Annotated in this window: 20 protein-coding genes; 3 read left to right on the top strand and 17 right to left on the bottom strand. The window is 46.2% G+C overall.

Going from position 1 to position 17,765, the window contains the following annotated elements:
* The first annotated feature begins 61 nt into the window (after positions 1 to 61).
* On the top strand, positions 62 to 604 hold the full coding sequence (locus DW642_RS08165; RefSeq protein WP_117509853.1) for a TetR/AcrR family transcriptional regulator: 543 nt from the start codon (positions 62 to 64) through the stop codon (positions 602 to 604).
* 230 nt (positions 605 to 834) lie between these two features.
* On the opposite strand, the gene DW642_RS08160 is transcribed toward DW642_RS08165, so the two are convergent.
* The 11 genes from DW642_RS08160 to DW642_RS08105 form a co-directional block, all read right to left on the bottom strand.
* Positions 835 to 1,080, bottom strand: coding sequence for a hypothetical protein (locus tag DW642_RS08160; RefSeq protein WP_147326108.1), 246 nt, complete (start codon positions 1,078 to 1,080; stop codon positions 835 to 837).
* A 233-nt stretch (positions 1,081 to 1,313) separates the two neighbouring features.
* The gene (locus tag DW642_RS08155) at positions 1,314 to 1,796 is read right to left on the bottom strand and encodes a hypothetical protein (protein ID WP_117509851.1); all 483 of its coding nucleotides are present in this window, start codon (positions 1,794 to 1,796) and stop codon (positions 1,314 to 1,316) included.
* 20 nt (positions 1,797 to 1,816) lie between these two features.
* Positions 1,817 to 2,320 (bottom strand): hypothetical protein, encoded by a 504-nt coding sequence (locus DW642_RS08150; RefSeq protein WP_117509850.1) that lies wholly within the window; start codon positions 2,318 to 2,320, stop codon positions 1,817 to 1,819.
* Positions 2,320 to 2,925: a hypothetical protein gene (locus DW642_RS08145; protein ID WP_117509849.1), complete on the bottom strand. Its 606-nt coding sequence runs from the start codon at positions 2,923 to 2,925 to the stop codon at positions 2,320 to 2,322. Before DW642_RS08145 ends, DW642_RS08150 begins: the two co-directional genes overlap by 1 nt.
* 91 nt (positions 2,926 to 3,016) lie before the next feature.
* Entirely contained in the window at positions 3,017 to 3,502 is a 486-nt protein-coding gene (locus tag DW642_RS08140) for a hypothetical protein (RefSeq protein ID WP_117509848.1), read from the bottom strand.
* Positions 3,503 to 4,042: 540 nt separating this feature from the next.
* Positions 4,043 to 4,762 carry an N-acetylmuramoyl-L-alanine amidase gene (locus DW642_RS08130; protein ID WP_055219951.1) on the bottom strand — a complete coding sequence of 240 codons (720 nt, stop codon included), beginning with the start codon at positions 4,760 to 4,762 and terminating at the stop codon, positions 4,043 to 4,045.
* The gene (locus tag DW642_RS08125; protein ID WP_117509847.1) at positions 4,759 to 5,178 is read right to left on the bottom strand and encodes a phage holin family protein; all 420 of its coding nucleotides are present in this window, start codon (positions 5,176 to 5,178) and stop codon (positions 4,759 to 4,761) included. Before DW642_RS08125 ends, DW642_RS08130 begins: the two co-directional genes overlap by 4 nt.
* Positions 5,179 to 5,273: 95 nt before the next feature.
* On the bottom strand, positions 5,274 to 5,759 hold the full coding sequence (locus DW642_RS08120) for a hypothetical protein (protein WP_117509846.1): 486 nt from the start codon (positions 5,757 to 5,759) through the stop codon (positions 5,274 to 5,276).
* Between the two features lie 81 nt (positions 5,760 to 5,840).
* On the bottom strand, positions 5,841 to 7,409 hold the full coding sequence (locus DW642_RS08115; RefSeq protein ID WP_117509845.1) for an RHS repeat domain-containing protein: 1,569 nt from the start codon (positions 7,407 to 7,409) through the stop codon (positions 5,841 to 5,843).
* A 110-nt stretch (positions 7,410 to 7,519) separates the two neighbouring features.
* Positions 7,520 to 9,073 carry a DUF3794 and LysM peptidoglycan-binding domain-containing protein gene (locus DW642_RS08110; protein ID WP_117509844.1) on the bottom strand — a complete coding sequence of 518 codons (1,554 nt, stop codon included), beginning with the start codon at positions 9,071 to 9,073 and terminating at the stop codon, positions 7,520 to 7,522.
* Between the two features lie 15 nt (positions 9,074 to 9,088).
* Positions 9,089 to 9,511, bottom strand: a complete 423-nt coding sequence (locus tag DW642_RS08105; protein ID WP_117509843.1) for a protease complex subunit PrcB family protein — start codon at positions 9,509 to 9,511, stop codon at positions 9,089 to 9,091.
* A 177-nt stretch (positions 9,512 to 9,688) separates the two neighbouring features.
* Here DW642_RS08105 and DW642_RS08100 point away from each other — a divergent pair, with 177 nt between their 5' ends.
* Positions 9,689 to 10,420 (top strand): lysophospholipid acyltransferase family protein, encoded by a 732-nt coding sequence (locus DW642_RS08100; protein ID WP_055228029.1) that lies wholly within the window; start codon positions 9,689 to 9,691, stop codon positions 10,418 to 10,420.
* A gap of 131 nt (positions 10,421 to 10,551) precedes the next feature.
* On the opposite strand, the gene DW642_RS16240 is transcribed toward DW642_RS08100, so the two are convergent.
* The 6 genes from DW642_RS16240 to DW642_RS08075 all read right to left on the bottom strand — a co-directional run bounded on the left by DW642_RS16240 (position 10,552) and on the right by DW642_RS08075 (position 17,151).
* A complete protein-coding gene (locus DW642_RS16240) occupies positions 10,552 to 10,668 on the bottom strand; it encodes a putative holin-like toxin (RefSeq protein WP_226906323.1) in 117 nt (38 codons plus the stop codon).
* 81 nt (positions 10,669 to 10,749) lie between these two features.
* Positions 10,750 to 12,129 (bottom strand): UDP-N-acetylmuramoyl-tripeptide--D-alanyl-D-alanine ligase, encoded by a 1,380-nt coding sequence (locus tag DW642_RS08095; RefSeq protein WP_117509842.1) that lies wholly within the window; start codon positions 12,127 to 12,129, stop codon positions 10,750 to 10,752.
* Positions 12,126 to 13,175 carry a D-alanine--D-alanine ligase family protein gene (locus tag DW642_RS08090; RefSeq protein ID WP_055228033.1) on the bottom strand — a complete coding sequence of 350 codons (1,050 nt, stop codon included), beginning with the start codon at positions 13,173 to 13,175 and terminating at the stop codon, positions 12,126 to 12,128. The genes DW642_RS08095 and DW642_RS08090 overlap by 4 nt, the downstream gene beginning before the upstream one ends.
* Before the next feature lie 55 nt (positions 13,176 to 13,230).
* The gene (locus DW642_RS08085; protein ID WP_117509841.1) at positions 13,231 to 14,649 is read right to left on the bottom strand and encodes a L,D-transpeptidase family protein; all 1,419 of its coding nucleotides are present in this window, start codon (positions 14,647 to 14,649) and stop codon (positions 13,231 to 13,233) included.
* Positions 14,650 to 14,779: 130 nt separating this feature from the next.
* Positions 14,780 to 16,066: a hypothetical protein gene (locus DW642_RS08080; RefSeq protein WP_022461783.1), complete on the bottom strand. Its 1,287-nt coding sequence runs from the start codon at positions 16,064 to 16,066 to the stop codon at positions 14,780 to 14,782.
* A gap of 218 nt (positions 16,067 to 16,284) precedes the next feature.
* The gene (locus DW642_RS08075) at positions 16,285 to 17,151 is read right to left on the bottom strand and encodes a class I SAM-dependent methyltransferase (protein ID WP_022461781.1); all 867 of its coding nucleotides are present in this window, start codon (positions 17,149 to 17,151) and stop codon (positions 16,285 to 16,287) included.
* A gap of 163 nt (positions 17,152 to 17,314) precedes the next feature.
* On the opposite strand from DW642_RS08075, the gene DW642_RS08070 reads away from it, so the two are divergent.
* Positions 17,315 to 17,695 (top strand): DUF3783 domain-containing protein, encoded by a 381-nt coding sequence (locus tag DW642_RS08070; RefSeq protein ID WP_022461780.1) that lies wholly within the window; start codon positions 17,315 to 17,317, stop codon positions 17,693 to 17,695.
* Positions 17,696 to 17,765 lie beyond the last annotated feature (70 nt).

Here is a 17,765-nt window from a genome sequence, read left to right as displayed (position 1 = left end):
CCAAGTTGTAGAATATCGAACAGATTGTTTCATTGTGTTTAAAAGAAGGATGGGATGCTTTATGGAATCGTATCATGACAGACGAATCGTCAAAACGAAGAAACTTTTATACGAAACTTTGCTTGATCTTTTAGTCACTACGCCGCTGAACCATATTACTGTAAAAAAATTATGTGACAAAGCAGACATTAATCGAAATACCTTTTATTATCATTTTAACTGCATTGATGATCTGTTACTCGAAATCATTAACAACTTCAAGAAACAGGAAGAAGCACTTATGTCACCTGTTTCCGATATGTATCAATATGCCTTAGAACTATGTCTGCTATACAAACAAAATACTCACCTTGTTACTGTTCTTTTAAGTGGAAATGTTAATGTATCTTTTATCTATCATTTTTTAGATTTTAACTATCTTTCTACTTACAGCGTACCATCTGAAGCACGCAAAAATCCAAGTTTGACAGCGTTAATGACCTCGTATATTCAAGTCAGTACCTTTACTATTATTGCCAAATGGTTAGAACAGCATTGTTCTCCATCTGAAAGTCAGATTGCTCATATTTTATGTCAACTGTGGAACACCCCTGTTTCCTGCTAAATTTCCATCTTCTCATATTTACCTAAGTATTTTGGTGATATGTCCAGAGATTTTTGAAAAAAATATTGCTTTGTTTACCAAAAAAGGCGGAGTGTTTATCGTAACACTCCGCTGAAAACCTAACATGAATTTACATAATTTTATTATTTTTCATTCTGATATGCTATATTTGCAAGTCCGACTCTCCAAGATTCTTATGAATCTTTGCCATGACTTCCGGATCTTCTCATTTATACCGACATTTTCATATTTTTAATCATTTTCAGCACTCTCGATGCACATATCAGCAGATTTTCTCTGGTAATCGGGTATGCATGATCTTTATTTTCCAATGCGCACAGAATATCTTCCACATCTGCACGAAGTTCTGGCATAATCAGATCATTTCCAGCTTTTATGCATCCTGCCGCTGAAGCTGTTCCGTATTTTCCATCTGGTCTTTTCATTGCATCAATTGTGACAAACCAATCCATCATAACGATTCCTGATGTTGTATCATAAAAGTTGACACCACATTCTCAAGGATTTTGATATAATCATAATCAATACGAGAACAGGAGAAAACATTATGGCACGAAATCAAGGCAATCAGTACCTGACCCCAATCAATTTTTCCTGGACGCATCAGTTTCTGGAAAAATGACAGAAAAAAAGCGGAGAACCGATATCATCTCTTTACCGGTTCTCCGTTCACTGTTTACCCTCTTCCTTATTTTCTCTCTGTAAATTTAATTCCATAATCTTCCAGAACAGAAACAATATCTTCACTTTTCATAAACAATCCGTCAGCTCGATAGAAATCGTTTTCCAGCGATATCATAACAAGCGTAAACGGATGAAAATAATTCGTAATCTGCTCGTTTATCCCCGGATATAAAGAGAAACAAATTTCATGCCATGTACCATTTTCAAACTGAATGATTCGCTTTACTTCAAACTCATCCCACCGAATTGTTTTTGAATATTTTCCAAAATGAAGAACACACTTTTCACGATAAAAATATACTCTCCGAAGATTATAGAATACCACGGTTAATCCGAGACATATCACCCCATAGAGAAAACATACGTAAATGAGTGCTTCATATTTTTCAGGTTTTAACTCAACAAACAAATATACTCCTGTCACATAAAACATAAAGCACATCATACATGCCATTATTTTGGACGGCAGAAAACTCTTTATTTTCATTGCCTGTGATTCCCCTTCTCTTACTTTATTTTTTTCAACTCGATCTGGTATTTTTTGATTACTTCAAAAAGTTCATCTCTTCTGACGGCAAGCTCTCCCCAATAATCTCCGCCATTATAGTGCTTAACCTCAAAATCACTTATGACAATAAACCAAAAGGTAAATTGATGAAGTCTTGTCATTATGTCTCCATATTCATTTGCGTAGATTCCAAGCAACAGCGAATCTATCTCTGCATTTTCACTTACGCCAACACTTTTCTGTTCCATTTCTTCCCATTCTACAAATTTTTTATAACATGGGCTGAAAAAAGTACAGCCTTTTTCCTCAACTTGAACCTTTTGAAAAATTGCCATTAATGCTGTTAAAAAAATTTGAATCCCGCAATAAATCAAGATTATATTAATCAAAGATTTCACAGCTTCTTGTTTTTGTGACACATACAAATATATCAAAAACCAAAAACTTATTGCTGATGAAATGCTATAAAATATCCTTATTGCCCTGGATACTTTTATTTCCATTATGTTCTCCCTGTCAATTCATGCGAAAAAGTAAACGGAGAACCAACATCATCACTTACCGGTTCTCCGTTTACTGCCTGTACCAGGGCTTTGTCAAATCTTGCATATTTTTTTACTTCTTTCATCAGCGCATCAAGGTCTTTCACCATCTGCTCCCGCTTTCCTGTCGGTCCTATGAAATATTCCCTGCCGCCCATTTCCAGCGGATTTCCTGTCGTTCTTGTGCGCACGCCGAAAGTAAGTCTTCTGCTTCCTCTCCGGTAATAAATTGTATAGGTACGCGGCACATAGTTGAACAGGGAACTTTCTATTTCAGAAACCGTATAAAATTCACCGCTCTCTTTCGCCGCCGCATACCGCCTGTCCTTCAGGCAGTCCATTTCGGCTACAGAAATAAAGCAGATCAGATAGTCCAGAAACGAAAACACAACCAGAATCAGTGCTTCCACGATTCGCCCCGTCTTTGTTTTATCCAAAATGTGAACATAGATATCTCCGTAAAATACCTCAAAGAAAAGAACAATACTCAAAATAATCTTAATCCACGGCCAGAGACGGGATTTAATTTTCCGGTTTACTTTAAAAACATTGATCCAGTCAAGCAACTGTTTTTCCTCCAAAGCTGTAATTATACATGTATTATACTACTCTCTTTTCCCCGTAAAAACAACAGAAATCCGATCACTTCCACTCTTCTCATGCTTTATTTTCCTTATACTTGACACCGTATGAAGTGAGGAGGTCACAAAATTCGTCGGCGTTAAGCGGCATGGTATGAACAGAACGATTTCGCGAATTATCGAATATTACAAAACTGGTAAAGGGATGAAACATTGCCCAATACGGACCTGCATCTTTTTGTTTTGACATATTGAAGAAAAAATGATTATGATATCTTCGTATAACAGAAAATTCTTCCCATTCGATTTTTTTCTTATATTTCAAAAATGAGATCTGCATTCCCCATTCATAAATGTAAATACTGGTTAAAGTATTTATAATTCCAGCAGCCGTACCAAAAGTATAAATCATAAACCACAATATCATAAGTGCTTTATCTTGCATGTTATAAGAACTAATTTGACCTTTTCCCTCTTCCCAAAAATTCAGCATAAGGTATCCGCAGCCCATAAATACCAATATACTAAAATATTTATAAAATTTACGATATCCTGCCTTCATATTTGCCACCTACTAATTTAACTTTTTGAACATTTCCGCTTTTACAACATCAAAGTTGTCTGCGCAAAGGAATCTGCACAATTCCAGATCGTAATAGCGGCTGGCGGTGACATAGAGCTTGGTGTCGTCATCGTAGCAGTAAGCACGATAGCGGAATGGATTGAGCTTTCCGATATTTTCTCCGCTGGTATCGGTCAGACCGGTCTGTTTTCCCCATATTTAAAACGAGCATTACCTCTATTAGAAATATAATACTTGTTTTTAATGAATATGCATGGAACTCATCTTTTCCATTTACCCATATACTCACCACATAGTAATTAATAATAACACACAGAATCAAATCTACACCTGTACCAAATTTTCCCCATATTACTTTCATACAATTTTCTCCTCGTTATTTCTTTCGACTGTGCAATATTCGCACCACTTGTATCCATGGTATTTACCAGTTCTCCCCCTGCATCGTAAGAATAGTTTACTCCCTGCTTTCCATCGCTGTCAATCCGTCCGATGACATCGTTTTGCAAAGATGGGATTTTATACTCTTCCCCCGTAAAAACAATATGCTTTATGGCAGTTGATCCATCCCGCTCCCGACAGCAGTCTGCCCCAGCTTTTGTTTCTGATTTCTGTGATCGTATAGCTTCCCTGGTCTTTGATGACTCCCACCACCGGGTATTCTACTCCGGGACCTGTGCGGATGTTGAGCGCCGGGTCTGTTACACGGTAGATGCCGGGATTGTATTCACTTTTCTCACTGCCGTCTTCTGTTTCCCGAATCAGACGCTGGAACCGCTCCCAGTCTCCCCGCTTCTGAATCTGGGACGGGCAGTTTTTGCTGCAGATGTCGTAATGCCGGTAAACTGCATCTGATGGAATCCCCGTCTCGTTCATCAGGTTTTTCACCAGCTCCACCGTATGTAAAAATGCGGTTTCGTAATCATATCCTTTCTGCACGCACATCTCAACCGCGATGCTGTTCCGGTTTCCATATCTGCCGAATAGATTTTTACTTCCATAATTTCTCCCGACATGCCAGCATCCTCTGCTGTGCGGCGCAGCCTGATAAGCGATCTCCCCGTCATCTACGTAATAATGCGCCGACATAATCTGAAAATTTCCCTGGTACTGCGCTCTTGCATGCGCGCGGGCATCGGCTCCGGCGGCAAAATTGTCTGTATTGTGTACCACAATACACTGCGGATGATTTTCCGACCATGTATTCTGGTTGCTACAATAGCTTCTGTCAACCCTCATTTACTCTGCTCCTCCTTTCTCAGCACATCAATCCTTGACCGCAGAACCTCAGGGATTTTCACACCCATCAGCCCTGCATTTTCCAGGATGGAAACCGCTTCATTTAAAATAAATCCAATGCAGACGGCATCCCGCAGGTAATTCGTCTGTGTGAGCTGATCCAGTTTTTCCGCGACCAGCACAAAGAACAGCATCATCCCTTTTCTGCAAAGCCCTTTCCATCCCGCACGGCTCTCCAACGTTCCGTTTTCAGATTTCGGACTCTTTTTAAAAACAACAGGAAGCAGAACACCTCCTGTGATCCAGTCAATTGCCATGAAGCAGACCAGCGTTTCCAGCGCCGCATCCCAGCCTCCAAACTGCGCCGCAAGGAAGCTGCCTGCTGCGGCAATGATCGTGCGATAAATTGATTTCATTGGCATTTCCTTCTTTCTTTTTCTAAATTTGCATATAAAAAGGGAAGTGGCTGGTAATTCGTGGATCTTACGGCCACTTCCACTCTTTTTGTATGTTATTTACTTTCTGTATACTTGACACCGTATGAAGTGAGGAGTTCACCAAATTCGTCAGCACTGAGCGGTATAATTCCCCAGCCCGGTCCGCGGAACTTGTCGAATATCATGATACTGGTAAATGGGTGATAGGTACACCAGAACAAACTGTCATCTTTCTGTTTCGATATGTTGAAGAAAAAATGATCATTGTATCTTTGTATCACAGTAAAATCTTCCCATTCTATCTTTTTTTCATAGCCCCAAAAAGATAACATTATTCCCCATTCATAAATATAAATTCGTTTTAGTAGAAATGTCACAGTTCCATAAGCTGCTATGCTTAAAAAGAACATTATTCCTAGAAACACTATGATACTTGTTTTTAATGAATAGGCGTGGAACGCATCTTTTTCATTTACCCACAGGCTCACCCACCAATAACTACTAATAGCACACACAATCAGGTCTACGCCGATACCAAATTTTCCCCATACTACTTTCATACAATCTTCTCCTCGTTATTTCTTACGCTTTGCCTTTGTACAAAACTATTTTTCTTCGCGCAAAGGCATCTTAAAACTTTTCTATCTAAGCGCTGGAAGTCCTATATTTTGCATTTTTCTGGAAATTGCAGGCTTATTACTCTGCCAGTTCTTCTTTTTCCCCCCAACTTTTTTTGTACTAAAGTTGATGTTGCTGTTTTTCTTAAGTGTTGATCCATTTTTATTTGCCTGTTTCTTGGGTTTTCCAAACATTCCATCCAAAACATCGCTTTTTGGATAGCTCAATAATGGAGACTGAAAAAGATCTGTAAAAGCACTCAATGCATCCTCAATAGCGTCATTTTTCACACACACATTATATGTTTTAAGTTCGAACACTGTCATTATAGCATCGTAAACGCCTGCACCCATCGCTCTTGTTATATTTCCCGATTCCTGATACTCTGAATAAAACCCTTTCGCACCATTCGTCACAATTGAAAAAATAATTGCTCCGCCTCCTCCCAAAACACAACCAACTGCACTTTCTATGGCCGCTTCTACAAGTCCTTCTAAAGTTACTTTCTCATTTTCCAGTCCGCACTGTACTGCATATACAAGCATCCCTATGGCTACTTCCCGCACTAACTTCCATGGAGTGGTTGGTTCAAACTTCAGAATCCAAATCCCAAAGCTGCCGTCCTCATCCACCGCATTCACCGGATTGTTGCAACAATACACATACAGATTCTTGCCGTTTATGCTGAACATTTCCGCTTTTACAACATCAAAGTTGTCTGCACAAAGGAATCTGCACAGTTCCGGATCGTAATAGCGGCTGGCGGTGACATAGAGCTTGGTATCGTCATCATAGCAGTAAGCACGATAGCGGAACGGGTTGAGCTTTCCGATATTTTCTCCGCTGATATCGGTCAGACCAGTCTGTTTTCCCCATGCATCGTAAGAATAGTTTACTACCTGTTTTCCATCGCTGTCAATCAGTCCTATGACATCATTCTGGCTGTTGTACAAGTAATAATACTCTTTTTCTCCCTTTTTCAGCATCAGCGGGGATTTATCCGCACCGTAAACAAACTGAACCAGTACATCTCCATACTTCGTTCCCATCAGTTTGTTTCCGCACCAGTAGTTCTTATGGCTGATTCCGTTCAGGTCTTTCCACTGGACTCTGTGTCCTTCGCTGTCGTAATGGTAAACTGCTTTCTTTCCGTTTAAGGTCAGACTCTGCAGCAGGCTTCCTCTGTACCAGGTCAGTGTTCTTCCCTGATAAGCTGTAATGTTGCCGACCGCATCATAGGAAATGCTGCTGCCATTATAGGAAATAAGCTGATCTTTCCATCCTGAAGCACGGTAGGTAAACAGATCTGTCTTTACCGCATTGCCCAGTGTTCCCGTTGTATAGGAATACTCTTTTCTGGACGTCATATTCATTCCGGCATCGTAGGTATACGTAATACTCTTATTTTCCCATGCAGAATCCACACGGGTCAGTTCACTCAAAGCATTATACGTATATTTTACTTTCTGAACACCATTCTCGGAAATCGTAACAATATTTCCCACAGCATCATAAACAAAGGACAGTTTCTTTCCGTTATTGTTGATTTCTTTGAGAAGCAAGGTTGTAATTCCTGCTTTTCTTCCCGGCACAAAAGTGTACCTGTTCTTTCTGCAATGCAGATCGGCATGGAACTCGCAAAAAGACAGCCTGCTGCCTGATGGATTAACTCCATTCTTAAGGCAGTAGGCTGTCTTTTCCGCTATACCCGCTCCACTAATAACTGCTGCATCGGTGTGAGTGTTTCGGTTTTCAGTTCATTTAATTCCCTGATCTTATCCGTTGTCGTATAAAATTTCTTTGCGATATCCCACAGGGTATCCCCCGGCTTGACGAAGTAGCAGGTGATGCCCGGGAGGCTCTGCAGTTCTTCCGGATCTCGGTCTTTTTCTTCGACGTACTGCATTACCATCTCTTTTCTACGGCGGAAGACGAGGGCGTTCAGGTTCAGTACGACTTTGGCTTCGATGTCGCTGCTGTCCGGCATGGTTGTGGAGAGCTGGTCAATGGAGGACTGGAGTTCGTAGCGGCAGTCCGGTCCGATTCCCGGGACTTCGATGGTGTGGCGGAAAGGGAGGGCGGTTTCGGCGGCGTAGAATGGCATTTCATCGTCGCTCACGACATAGAGCGCCCTGAGCTCCACCACGCCGGTTACTTCGATGCCGTTTTCTACGATTCTTTCCTCGTCGATCTTGATTTTGCCGTTGCTGTGGCAGATCTGCAGAATTTTATTTTTCGGCACGCGCATCTGCAGTTTGTCGGTCAGGCGGCATTTGGAGGAATTGCGGATCAGAAGGCTCTCCAAAGTCTCCTCCTGCACTTTTGGAATGCATTCTCGGTGCGGATGGTAAACGTCCTGCAGAAGTGATACGGTTTCTTCCTGATACAGACAGATGTCAAGTTCGAGTACGGCCTCCGCCTGCAGGACCCGCTCCTCGCCGTCGGAATCGGGCTGGATTTCGAGTGTGGTCTGGCCGAGTGTGCTTTCGATCCGCGGGATCATCTCGGAGATGCAGCCCTGGCATTCCACTTCTGCCTGGAACGGGAGCGCCTGCTCCACCCACTGCAGCGGGTGATCCTCCTCGCCGTCGCTGTACAGACAGAAGACAAAGAGTTCTCCCTGCGCACTGACCCGCCCCTCCTCAGAGCGGAGATCGAGACCGCGCACTTCCAGATCCTGCCAGAGAATCTCGTGCAATTCCGGCTTGCCGGACGGAATCGTAAGCTCCTTTTTGACACGCAGCACATCTTTTTTCTGCACTGCAAGCTCAACCACGCGGTATTCCTGCCTTTTTACCGCGACGTCGCTCTCCCCGCGGATTTCCATCGGCACGGCAAGGTCGCACAGTTCCTCGATCCACGCGTGCAGCGTGACGATCGCGCGCACGCCCAGCTTCCGCGAGTTGATGAGATGCAGGTTCAGATCTTCCACTTCCCAGGTGATGCAGACCTTGTCGCCCCCTGTCAGACCATCGAGATGGATCGTCTCGTCGATCGGAAGCTCGCCGGAGAGCTGGCAGATCCGGCGCCGTTCGCCGTCGGAGACGTACAGCAGATGAAAGGTGAGGCCGCCGAATACACGCGCTTTTCCTTCCGAAATCTGCACATCCCCGATCGTCACCTCGCCTTTTTTCTGAATCATCCGCCCCACATCGGGCCTTGCGTCCGGCACATTGTAGTCCTCGTCAAACGTAATCTGTGACACCGCTTCGCTTTTTCTGCTGATCTGATGCAGAATCTTTTTTACAAAATCCATAAGGCTCCTCCCACTCTAATCCTCAAATACGACTGAGATTCCCGCCGCCGCTTTCGTTTTCAGCACGACGTAAGGGCAGGAGGCGGCGCCTTTCTGCTCCTCCTTTGCGGCAGGTCCGACGAGTTTTGTCCGCACGAAAACGGCGTTTTCCGATTTCGATACTTCTTCGATCTGTATGGAAAAGCCTCCGCTTTTCTGCTTTCCGTAGCCGCGCAGTATGTAGAGATCGTCCCCGCTCTCGTACGCCATCTGGAACGCGGATTCTTTTTTCTTACGCAAAATCTGATCGATTTCCGGCGGAAAATCGCCCGGCTTTACAATCGCATACGACAGTTCTTTCCGCTCGCCCTCGCTCACATCTGTGATCCGGCACGATGCCAGGAGCATCAGGATCACCGCCGCCAGAAGAACTCTTCCCCGTCTCTTTTTCTTCATCATTCCAAACGCCGCTTCCCGCTCTTTCTATCCATTGTATGACGGGCCACAGTCTTCTATGACGCAAAATCTTTTTCCGAAAAAGACGAAAGTTATTGCAACCCGCCCCATATATGACGTATACTGAAAAGTACGCAATAATTGAATATCACTATTTTTACCAAGAGGAGAAAAAGATTCATGATTCGTTTTATTCTGGTCATTCTGACCGCTTTTCTGTATCTGATTCTGTCGATCCCGGTGCTTCTTGTTCTGCTTCTGATCCGGAAGAAAAAGCCGGAGGTCTGTGACAAGGTAAGCCGCTCCCTGATCCGCTGGATTTTTCGCGTAATTCTGTTTTTTTCCGGCACGAAGATCACCGTAAAAGGTCAGGAAAATATTCCGAAGGACCGGGCTGTTCTATACATCGGCAATCACCGCAGCTATTTCGATATCCTTGTAACCTATACAACGGTTCCGGGTTCCTGCGGATTTGTCGCCAAAAAAGAACTTTCACGCATTCCGCTGTTAAAGAACTGGATGGAACTCATCCACTGCCTGTTTCTCGACCGTTCCGACATCAAGCAGGGTCTGCAGATGATTCTCTCCGGATGTGAGGAGATCAAGAGCGGCACTTCCATCTGTATCTTCCCGGAGGGTACCCGCGGCAAGACGGAGAGCGAGCTGGAGCTCGGCGAGTTCCACAACGGTTCATTCAAGATGGCAACGAAAACCGGCTGCCCGATCATTCCGCTTTCGATTTCCGGATCCAGAGAAATTCTGGAAGCACATTTCCCGAAGATCCGCGGTACCCACGTTACCGTAACGTACGGCAAGCCGATCATTCCGGGCGAGCTTACGAAGGAAGAGAAAAAAGAGATTGGAAATTATACGAAAAACATTCTATTAGAACAATTGAAAGAAAATGCTTGAAAATGCCAGACCCCTGCGATATAATAAATATATAAAAAGAAAGCACCCACTCCAAAGTGGATGCTCTCGAGAAAAGGGTTAAATGTTCTTACGAACACCGCCTATCCCGTTTGCCGACGGGGTAGGCATTTTTATTTTCGCTTATTTCTCTTATCGAGAAAGGTAAGCAACGCAATGATGAAGCCTCCGAAGGAAATCAGTAAAGCTAAGATTCCCAGAAAAACCATAATAATTTCGTATGCTGTCATTTACGCCACCTCCCTTCCTATGTATTCATTAGCTCGGGAGGCTACCACCCTGTCATGGGTACTTTCCAGTTTAAAATTTTATCATAATTTCTGTGCTGTTTCAAGCATCTCCACAATCTTTCCATATTCCATAAAATGCGATGCCTTTACCAGAATCTGATCGCCGTCCTGTAAGAGCTTCGGCAGTTCTGCCATCAGGCTCTCGCGGTCTGCAAAGTGGCGTACCTCAAGCTTCGAATCAGCCTCTTTTGCCGCTTTTGCAAGATGCTCGCAGAGCGGTCCCGCACAGTAGAGGGCGTCAATGCCGCAGGTTCCGGCGTGTGTGCCGACTTCGGCGTGAAGTGCTGCCTCATCGGTTCCAAGCTCGCCCATATCGCCGAGTACAGCCACTTTTCTTCCCTTCGCCTCTTTCAGAACATCGAGAGATGCCTTCATCGAAACCGGGTTTGCGTTGTAGCAGTCATCGACAACGGTGTATTTTCCTGTCTCGATGATGTGGAATCTTCCGCTCACCGACTGCAGTGTCTCGATTCCCTGTTTGATCTGCTCCAGCGTCAGCCCGTACATGCATCCGACTGCGGTTCCGGCCAGCGCATTGTAAACCATATGGCGTCCCGGAATCGGAATCAGTGCAGAAAAGCTCCCATGCGGGGTATGAATCCGGCAGGAAATGCCGCGGAAGCCCTGGCTCTCGATCTCATCGGCATAATATTCGTTTTTTTCATCCAATCCGAAATGAACCGGCTTGATGCCGTGAACCGTTCCAACAGTAGACAGCTTATCATCGTCCCCATTGATGATAATGTGCCCGTTCTCACGCAGATGATCAAAGATCTCGGTTTTTGCCTGTAAAATACCGTCTCGCGTCTTCAGATTTTCCAGATGGCACCAGCCGATATTCGTAATGACTGCGGTCTCCGGGCGTGCGATCTTCGCCAGACGGTGCATCTGGCCGAAATCGTCGATTCCCATCTCGAGAACCGCCATCTCATCTTCCTCACGCAGACGGAAAACAGTGAGCGACAAGCCCAGCTCATTGTTGAAGTTCGCATCCGTTTTCAGCACACGGTATTTCTGCGCCAGCACCGACGCGATCGTCTCTTTCGTACTGGTCTTTCCAACGCTTCCCGTAATGCCGACAACCGGAATATTGAGCTGCTGCATATAGTATTCTGCCATTGCTTTAATGGCCTCCATGGAATCCTTCACGAGGATATACGGGCATGGCGGTGTTTCAAGTTTCTGCTCGGAAATGACAGCAAGTGCGCCCTGGGAAGCCACGTTCGGGATAAATTTATGGCCGTCCACACGCTCACCCGGAATTGCAACGAAGAGACTTCCCTCTCCCGCTTTCCGGCTGTCCGTCACGATATCCGTGACTTCCGCTGTTTTCTTTTCTTCCGGTCCGAAGTAGATTCCGCCGCACACCTCTGTGATGTGCGCAAGTGTCATATTTTTCATGCGTTGTTACCTCTTTTTCTGAGAGAAAGCTGGATCAGCAGCTCGCAGAGTTCCGGATAGGAAATGCCGAGTACCTGTGCCTCCTGCGGCAGAAGGCTGGTCGGGGTCATGCCCGGAAGGGTGTTTGCCTCGAGGCAGTACATTCTTCCGTCCTTGCGCATCATAAAGTCGAGACGGCAGTAGTTTTCGATACCGAGAGCGGCAGCGCCGTCCTCTGCGTGCTTCTGCATTTCTTTCGTCTGCTCCTCCGTCAGTACGGCCGGGCAGGTATCAACAGTAGCTCCGGCTTTGTATTTGTTCGTGTAATCATAGAAGCCTTCGATCGGTGCAATCTCGATGATCGGGTAAGCCTTTCCGTCTACCACGCCAACGGAGAACTCTCTTCCCTCGATATACTCCTCAACGACAACCTCCGGTTCGTAGGAGAAAGCATCCTTCATAGCCTGCCAGTATTCTTCGTTCGTGTGTGCAATATAGACACCGACACTGGAACCGCCGCAGCACGGTTTTACGACAACCGGAAGCTCCAGGCCAAAGCCGGACAAAGGCTCGCTCTCCTGGCCTTTTTTCAGGGTCACGCCGTTCGGGGTCGGCACATGGTGTGCACGGAAGAACTGTTTTGTGATGGATTTGTCCATTGCGAGGGCGCTGCTTAAATAGCCCGTTCCGGTATACGGAATGCCGAGCAGATCGAACGTAGCCTGTACCTTTCCGTCCTCTCCGTTTGCGCCATGCAGGGCAAGGAAAACAACATCCGCTGCCTCGCAGAGTTCCAGTACGTTCGGTCCGAAAAATCTGCGGCGGGATTCGATCATTTCGTTTAATCCTGCATCAAAGCTGTGCATATATTCTGCTGCTTTGTCTATATCGTACGCCTCCTCTGCAAATACATCTTCCAGGTTCCCCTTCACATCGATACCGCAGAAAACGTCTACCAGAACTGCCTGATGGTTTTTCTCGCGGAGTGCCTTGCAGACCATAGTTCCCGATGTAATGGATACCGAACGTTCCGTGCTGGTTCCTCCAGCTAATACTACTATTTTCATCTATCAAAATCTCCTTTATTTGATGTGCTTCTGCTGTGATGCTTAAGCGTTTTTCCTACAGGCTGTTTTTCTGTGTAGGCTGCGGCCCGGTTACATCATCCAGGCTATAGTATACGATAACCGGGTCACCAATTTCAATAGCATTGAACACTTTTTCTGCTTCTGTGTATGGGGTATTCACACATCCGTGGGATCCGTTCGTCAGATAGATGTCCCCGCCGTACTCGGTACGCCAGCTCGCATCGTGGATTCCGACGTCGCCGTTAAACGGAAGCCAGAACATGACATGGCTCGGATAGAGCTTGAAATCACAGTCACTTTTTTTCGCATCCACCGCCCAGACACTGCCTGCCGGAGTGTCATAGCCCGTCGCATGATTGCCCGTTGTGACCGGTGTTTCCGTCACCAGAACGCCATCCTTGTAGCACCACATTTTCTGCTGGGAAATGCACACCTCGACGTATGTATTTCCGATATCATTCGCCGAACGGTCATTTGCCGTATAAAGGTAAACCGGATCGAGATTTCCCTGTGTTTCGTCCTCGATCGCCTGCAGAAGTGCCTGCGTCGTCTCCTCCTTGTCGATGCACCAGCCGTAATCGCCGCCCGCATTCAGGTTAATGGTCGCGCCAAGACTCGTTTTGAAGGTATGCGCCAGCCCGAAGGTGTCCGTCTCATACGCCATATGGCGCACAAAAGCTGCCGCTTCGTCCTGCGAAATCGTGTAGGTTCCATCCTCCCCCTGTACGAGCCAGCTCTGTAAGGTCGCCCGGTCTATGGCATAGCTGTTTTCACCGATTGCATACGTGATCCGCGCCGCTGTCAGGTGGTTCAGTTCCGCCATTTTCCCATTCAGTGCTTCATCATCCTGCGTAATGTCCGGTTTCCGGTAAACATCTTTTTCTTCCAGATCCACGCTCGCCGCTCCGGCATCCAGCGCCTCGATGACAGCCTGCTCCGCCTTCTCATAGTCCACCTGCGCGCCCTCTGTTTCCGGCACAATGACGTACGAGGTTCCGTCATCCGTCAGATAAGCATCCGTCGGCGCTTCCTGCTGTTCTTCCTGAAACCCTTCCATCGTCTGCAGTTTTTCCTGCACCATTTCTTTGTCATAGACAGAGTCCGCCGCCACCTGGTTTTCCTTGTCTTTCCAGTAAAACGCAGGCCAGGCAAGGGTATTCTGGGACTCCAGCAGTTTTTCCACCGCGTGGTCGTCCACATACGTGAGGCCGATCTCCGTGCCGCTTAATGTCTCTGTTTTTCCACCGCGCTCGGTAATGCTGAGTGTATAATCCACAATGTGCTTCTGAATTTCCTCTTTGACCTGCTCTGCGGTCAGCCCTGCGCAGTTCAGTCCGTTGATCGCGGTTTTCGGGAAAAAGTGGGATGCATAGTAATGCCCCACGCCCGCGTAACCGCCTGCGGCCGCAAGGAGTATGAGTCCTGCGGCAATTCCTATTACTTTCTTTTTCATGTTTTTCCTTTCTGTCCCATAGAAAATTTCTTTTTAATTTTCTGATAGAAAAAAGCCGGAACTCCCACACCAGAGTTCACAAAAACTGTGTCCCCCGGGAGAATCCGGCTTTTGTATTTTTACTTATCTGTTATTTGCTTTCCAGAATCTTATCCACGCTGACCAGTTTGACACTCAGCACGAATACCTGACCTGCGATTTCCAGCTCTTCCGGTGTCGGGAAGGACGGTGCGATACGGATATTGGAATCCTGCGGATCGTTGTGATATGGATACGTTGCGCCCGCGCCTGTCATGGTAAGACCGGCCTCTTTTGCTTTTGCAACGATCTTCTTTGCGCATCCCTCCATCGCATCGAAGGAGATGAAGTATCCGCCGTTCGGTTTTGTCCAGGAAGCGATGCCAAGGCCGCTCAGCTCCTGATCCATTACCTGCAGAATTGCCTCGAATTTCGGTCTTAAGATCTCAGCATGCTTTTTCATCTGATTCATCACGCCGTCCAGGTTCTGGAAGAATTTTACATGGCGCAGCTGATTCAGTTTATCATGACCGATGATCTGGAAGTTCATGTACTCCTGTGCCTCTTTGAGGTTTGCCTCAGAAGAAATGAGAGCTGCAATTCCGGCTCCCGGATAGCTTACTTTCGAGGTGGATACGAACTCATAGACCATATCCGGATTTCCGGCTTTCTCGCACTCCTCGATGATGTTCAGCAGATGATCCTGTCTGTCATCATACAGGTGATGGATAATGTATGCATTATCCCAGAAAATACGGAAGTCTTTGGCTGCCGGTTTCAGGTTTGCAAATCTTCTGACGGTCTCATCGGAGTAGGTGTAGCCCTGCGGGTTGGAGTATTTCGGTACACACCAGATTCCCTTGATGGCGTCATCTTCTGCAACGAGTTTTTCTACCATGTCCATGTCCGGTCCTTCCGGCGTCATCGGAACATTGATCATCTCAACGCCGAAGTACTCAGTTACACCGAAGTGACGGTCATAGCCCGGTACCGGACAGAGGAATTTTACTTTGTCCAGCTTGTTCCACGGAGTGCAGCCTGCAACGCCCTTCAGGAACGAACGTGCTACGGTATCAAACATAATGGTAAGGCTGGCGTTTCCGTAAACGATGACGTTTTCCGCCGGAACCTCACAGATATCTCCGATCAGTTTTCTTGCTTCCGGAATACCGGTCAGCACGCCGTAGTTCCGGCAGTCGGTTCCATCTTCTGCGAAGGTGTCTTCATTTTTCGAGAGAACGGTAAGCATTCCTTCCGTGAGATCTAACTGGGCTGCTGCAGGTTTTCCTCTGGAAATATTCAGATTGAGGCCTTTTGCTTTTACCTCTGCAAATTCCTGCTCCAGTCTGGCTTTCTCGGCAACTAATTCTTCTTTGGTCCATTCGATATACGGTTTCATGAAATGTCCTCCCTTGTACTTTCCTTACCCGTTTTTCAGGTTTCTTGCTCAACTAAAGACCATTTTACCAGATCATGAGTTTCTGTCAAGGAGAACTTGCATGTTTTATGCACTTTTCGGCATTTTATCCCACTTTTTTGCAGTTTCATACTTCATTCCCTGCAATTCAGCCAAATGTTTTTCGTATGACGGACATACGTCCGCTGCCAAAAGATGTTTTAAACGTTGTCAGACTGCCATCTTCCCGATGCACCGCACGGCAGAACAAGGCCGGTCGACTTGACCGGAAGGCCGATTTCCTGTGCTTCTACGTGGCCTTTGTACTGTTTTAATTCCAGGGAAATCATGTACGTCAGGACAGCCGGTGCAAGTCCTGTCGTGTAAGAATTCACAAGGAAGAACAGCGGGTCATCGCTTAAGAGCTGCGTGCAGAGCTTGATGAACGGATGAATCGACTCCTCGATTTTCCAGATCTCGCCCTTTGGTCCTCTTCCGTAGGACGGCGGGTCCATGATGATCGCGTCGTAGTGGTTGCCTCTGCGGATCTCGCGCTCGACAAATTTGGTGCAGTCATCCACAAGCCAGCGGATCGGCTTGTCCGAAAGGCCGGACACGGCAGCGTTCTCTTTTGCCCAGTTGACCATGCCTTTGGATGCATCGACATGTGTGACGCTTGCGCCTGCTGCGGCCGCTGCGAGCGTTGCGCCTCCCGTGTAGGCGAACAGGTTCAGCACTTTAATCGGGCGGTTGGCACGGCGGATCAGATCGCCGAACCAGTCCCAGTTCGTTGCCTGCTCCGGGAAAAGGCCGGTATGTTTGAAGCTGAACGGTTTCAGGCGGAAGGTCAGGTCTTTATAGTTGATCTCCCACTGCTCCGGCAGATGGAAAAACTCCCATTCTCCGCCGCCCTTGCTGCTTCTGTGATAATGACCGTTTTTCTTTTTCCAGCCCGGATTTTCTTTTTTCGTGTTCCAGATGACCTGCGGGTCTGGTCTTACCAGAAGGTAATCTCCCCACCGCTCCAGTTTTTCTCCGCCGGACGTATCCAGCACTTCATAATCTTTCCATCCATCTGCTATCCACATTTTATTGGTTTCCTTTCTCTTTTATCTCAAAATTTATCGTGTTCTGAATTGTACGTTCCTATGATACCATAAAAGTATTGTTTTTCCAAAACATTTCTTATATCATAGTTCTGGGCATCCGCGCATTTGATCCGGAAATCTGCCCGTGGAAAGGATTTTTCTCATGGAAACCGTACTCTTATATCAGATCAAAGGAACGAAAACAGCTGCGCTTTTAAAGCCGGTTCTCTTAAAGCTCGGTATCCGCGTACGCATTGTGGAACCGGAACAGTATCTCCAGTCGATCGGATTTCTTGCCGGAAATAAAGCATTTGCAGAATCCCCCGAAGCCTATGACGGCGCCGGATTTGAAGAACCAATGATGGTCATGGCCGGCTTTTCCGAGCGGAAACTCGATCTTTTTCTCACCGAAATGCGCCGGAAAAAAGTGCCGCCGATCGCCCTCAAAGCCATCGTCACAACGCAGAACCAGGCGTGGAATTCGCTGCAGCTCTACAGAGAATTAAAAGAAGAACACGAAAAAATGAAATCGTACCGGAAATAACTGGTCTGGTCAAAAAATCCGGAATTGGAACTTTTTCTTCATGCCACCACTCCCTATAATAGGGTGCAAT

It is taken from the genome of Blautia sp. AM23-13AC, assembly GCF_003435675.1.
Lineage (GTDB): Bacteria > Bacillota > Clostridia > Lachnospirales > Lachnospiraceae > Fusicatenibacter > Fusicatenibacter saccharivorans.
Note: the sequence above shows the minus strand (reverse complement) of the source record. Positions and strands in the feature narration are given on the sequence as shown.

What these genes read in the sequence shown, in the direction of transcription:
- DW642_RS08165 (WP_117509853.1), top strand. Translation starts at nt 62, where the DNA reads ATGGAATCGTATCATGACAGACGAATCGTCAAAACGAAGAAACTTTTA.
- DW642_RS08160 (WP_147326108.1), bottom strand. Translation starts at nt 1,080, where the DNA reads ATGATGGATTGGTTTGTCACAATTGATGCAATGAAAAGACCAGATGGA.
- DW642_RS08155 (WP_117509851.1), bottom strand. Translation starts at nt 1,796, where the DNA reads ATGAAAATAAAGAGTTTTCTGCCGTCCAAAATAATGGCATGTATGATG.
- DW642_RS08150 (WP_117509850.1), bottom strand. Translation starts at nt 2,320, where the DNA reads ATGGAAATAAAAGTATCCAGGGCAATAAGGATATTTTATAGCATTTCA.
- DW642_RS08140 (WP_117509848.1), bottom strand. Translation starts at nt 3,502, where the DNA reads ATGAAGGCAGGATATCGTAAATTTTATAAATATTTTAGTATATTGGTA.
- DW642_RS08130 (WP_055219951.1), bottom strand. Translation starts at nt 4,762, where the DNA reads ATGAGGGTTGACAGAAGCTATTGTAGCAACCAGAATACATGGTCGGAA.
- DW642_RS08125 (WP_117509847.1), bottom strand. Translation starts at nt 5,178, where the DNA reads ATGAAATCAATTTATCGCACGATCATTGCCGCAGCAGGCAGCTTCCTT.
- DW642_RS08120 (WP_117509846.1), bottom strand. Translation starts at nt 5,759, where the DNA reads ATGAAAGTAGTATGGGGAAAATTTGGTATCGGCGTAGACCTGATTGTG.
- DW642_RS08110 (WP_117509844.1), bottom strand. Translation starts at nt 9,073, where the DNA reads ATGGATTTTGTAAAAAAGATTCTGCATCAGATCAGCAGAAAAAGCGAA.
- DW642_RS08105 (WP_117509843.1), bottom strand. Translation starts at nt 9,511, where the DNA reads ATGATGAAGAAAAAGAGACGGGGAAGAGTTCTTCTGGCGGCGGTGATC.
- DW642_RS08100 (WP_055228029.1), top strand. Translation starts at nt 9,689, where the DNA reads ATGATTCGTTTTATTCTGGTCATTCTGACCGCTTTTCTGTATCTGATT.
- DW642_RS16240 (WP_226906323.1), bottom strand. Translation starts at nt 10,668, where the DNA reads ATGACAGCATACGAAATTATTATGGTTTTTCTGGGAATCTTAGCTTTA.
- DW642_RS08095 (WP_117509842.1), bottom strand. Translation starts at nt 12,129, where the DNA reads ATGAAAAATATGACACTTGCGCACATCACAGAGGTGTGCGGCGGAATC.
- DW642_RS08090 (WP_055228033.1), bottom strand. Translation starts at nt 13,175, where the DNA reads ATGAAAATAGTAGTATTAGCTGGAGGAACCAGCACGGAACGTTCGGTA.
- DW642_RS08085 (WP_117509841.1), bottom strand. Translation starts at nt 14,649, where the DNA reads ATGAAAAAGAAAGTAATAGGAATTGCCGCAGGACTCATACTCCTTGCG.
- DW642_RS08080 (WP_022461783.1), bottom strand. Translation starts at nt 16,066, where the DNA reads ATGAAACCGTATATCGAATGGACCAAAGAAGAATTAGTTGCCGAGAAA.
- DW642_RS08075 (WP_022461781.1), bottom strand. Translation starts at nt 17,151, where the DNA reads ATGTGGATAGCAGATGGATGGAAAGATTATGAAGTGCTGGATACGTCC.
- DW642_RS08070 (WP_022461780.1), top strand. Translation starts at nt 17,315, where the DNA reads ATGGAAACCGTACTCTTATATCAGATCAAAGGAACGAAAACAGCTGCG.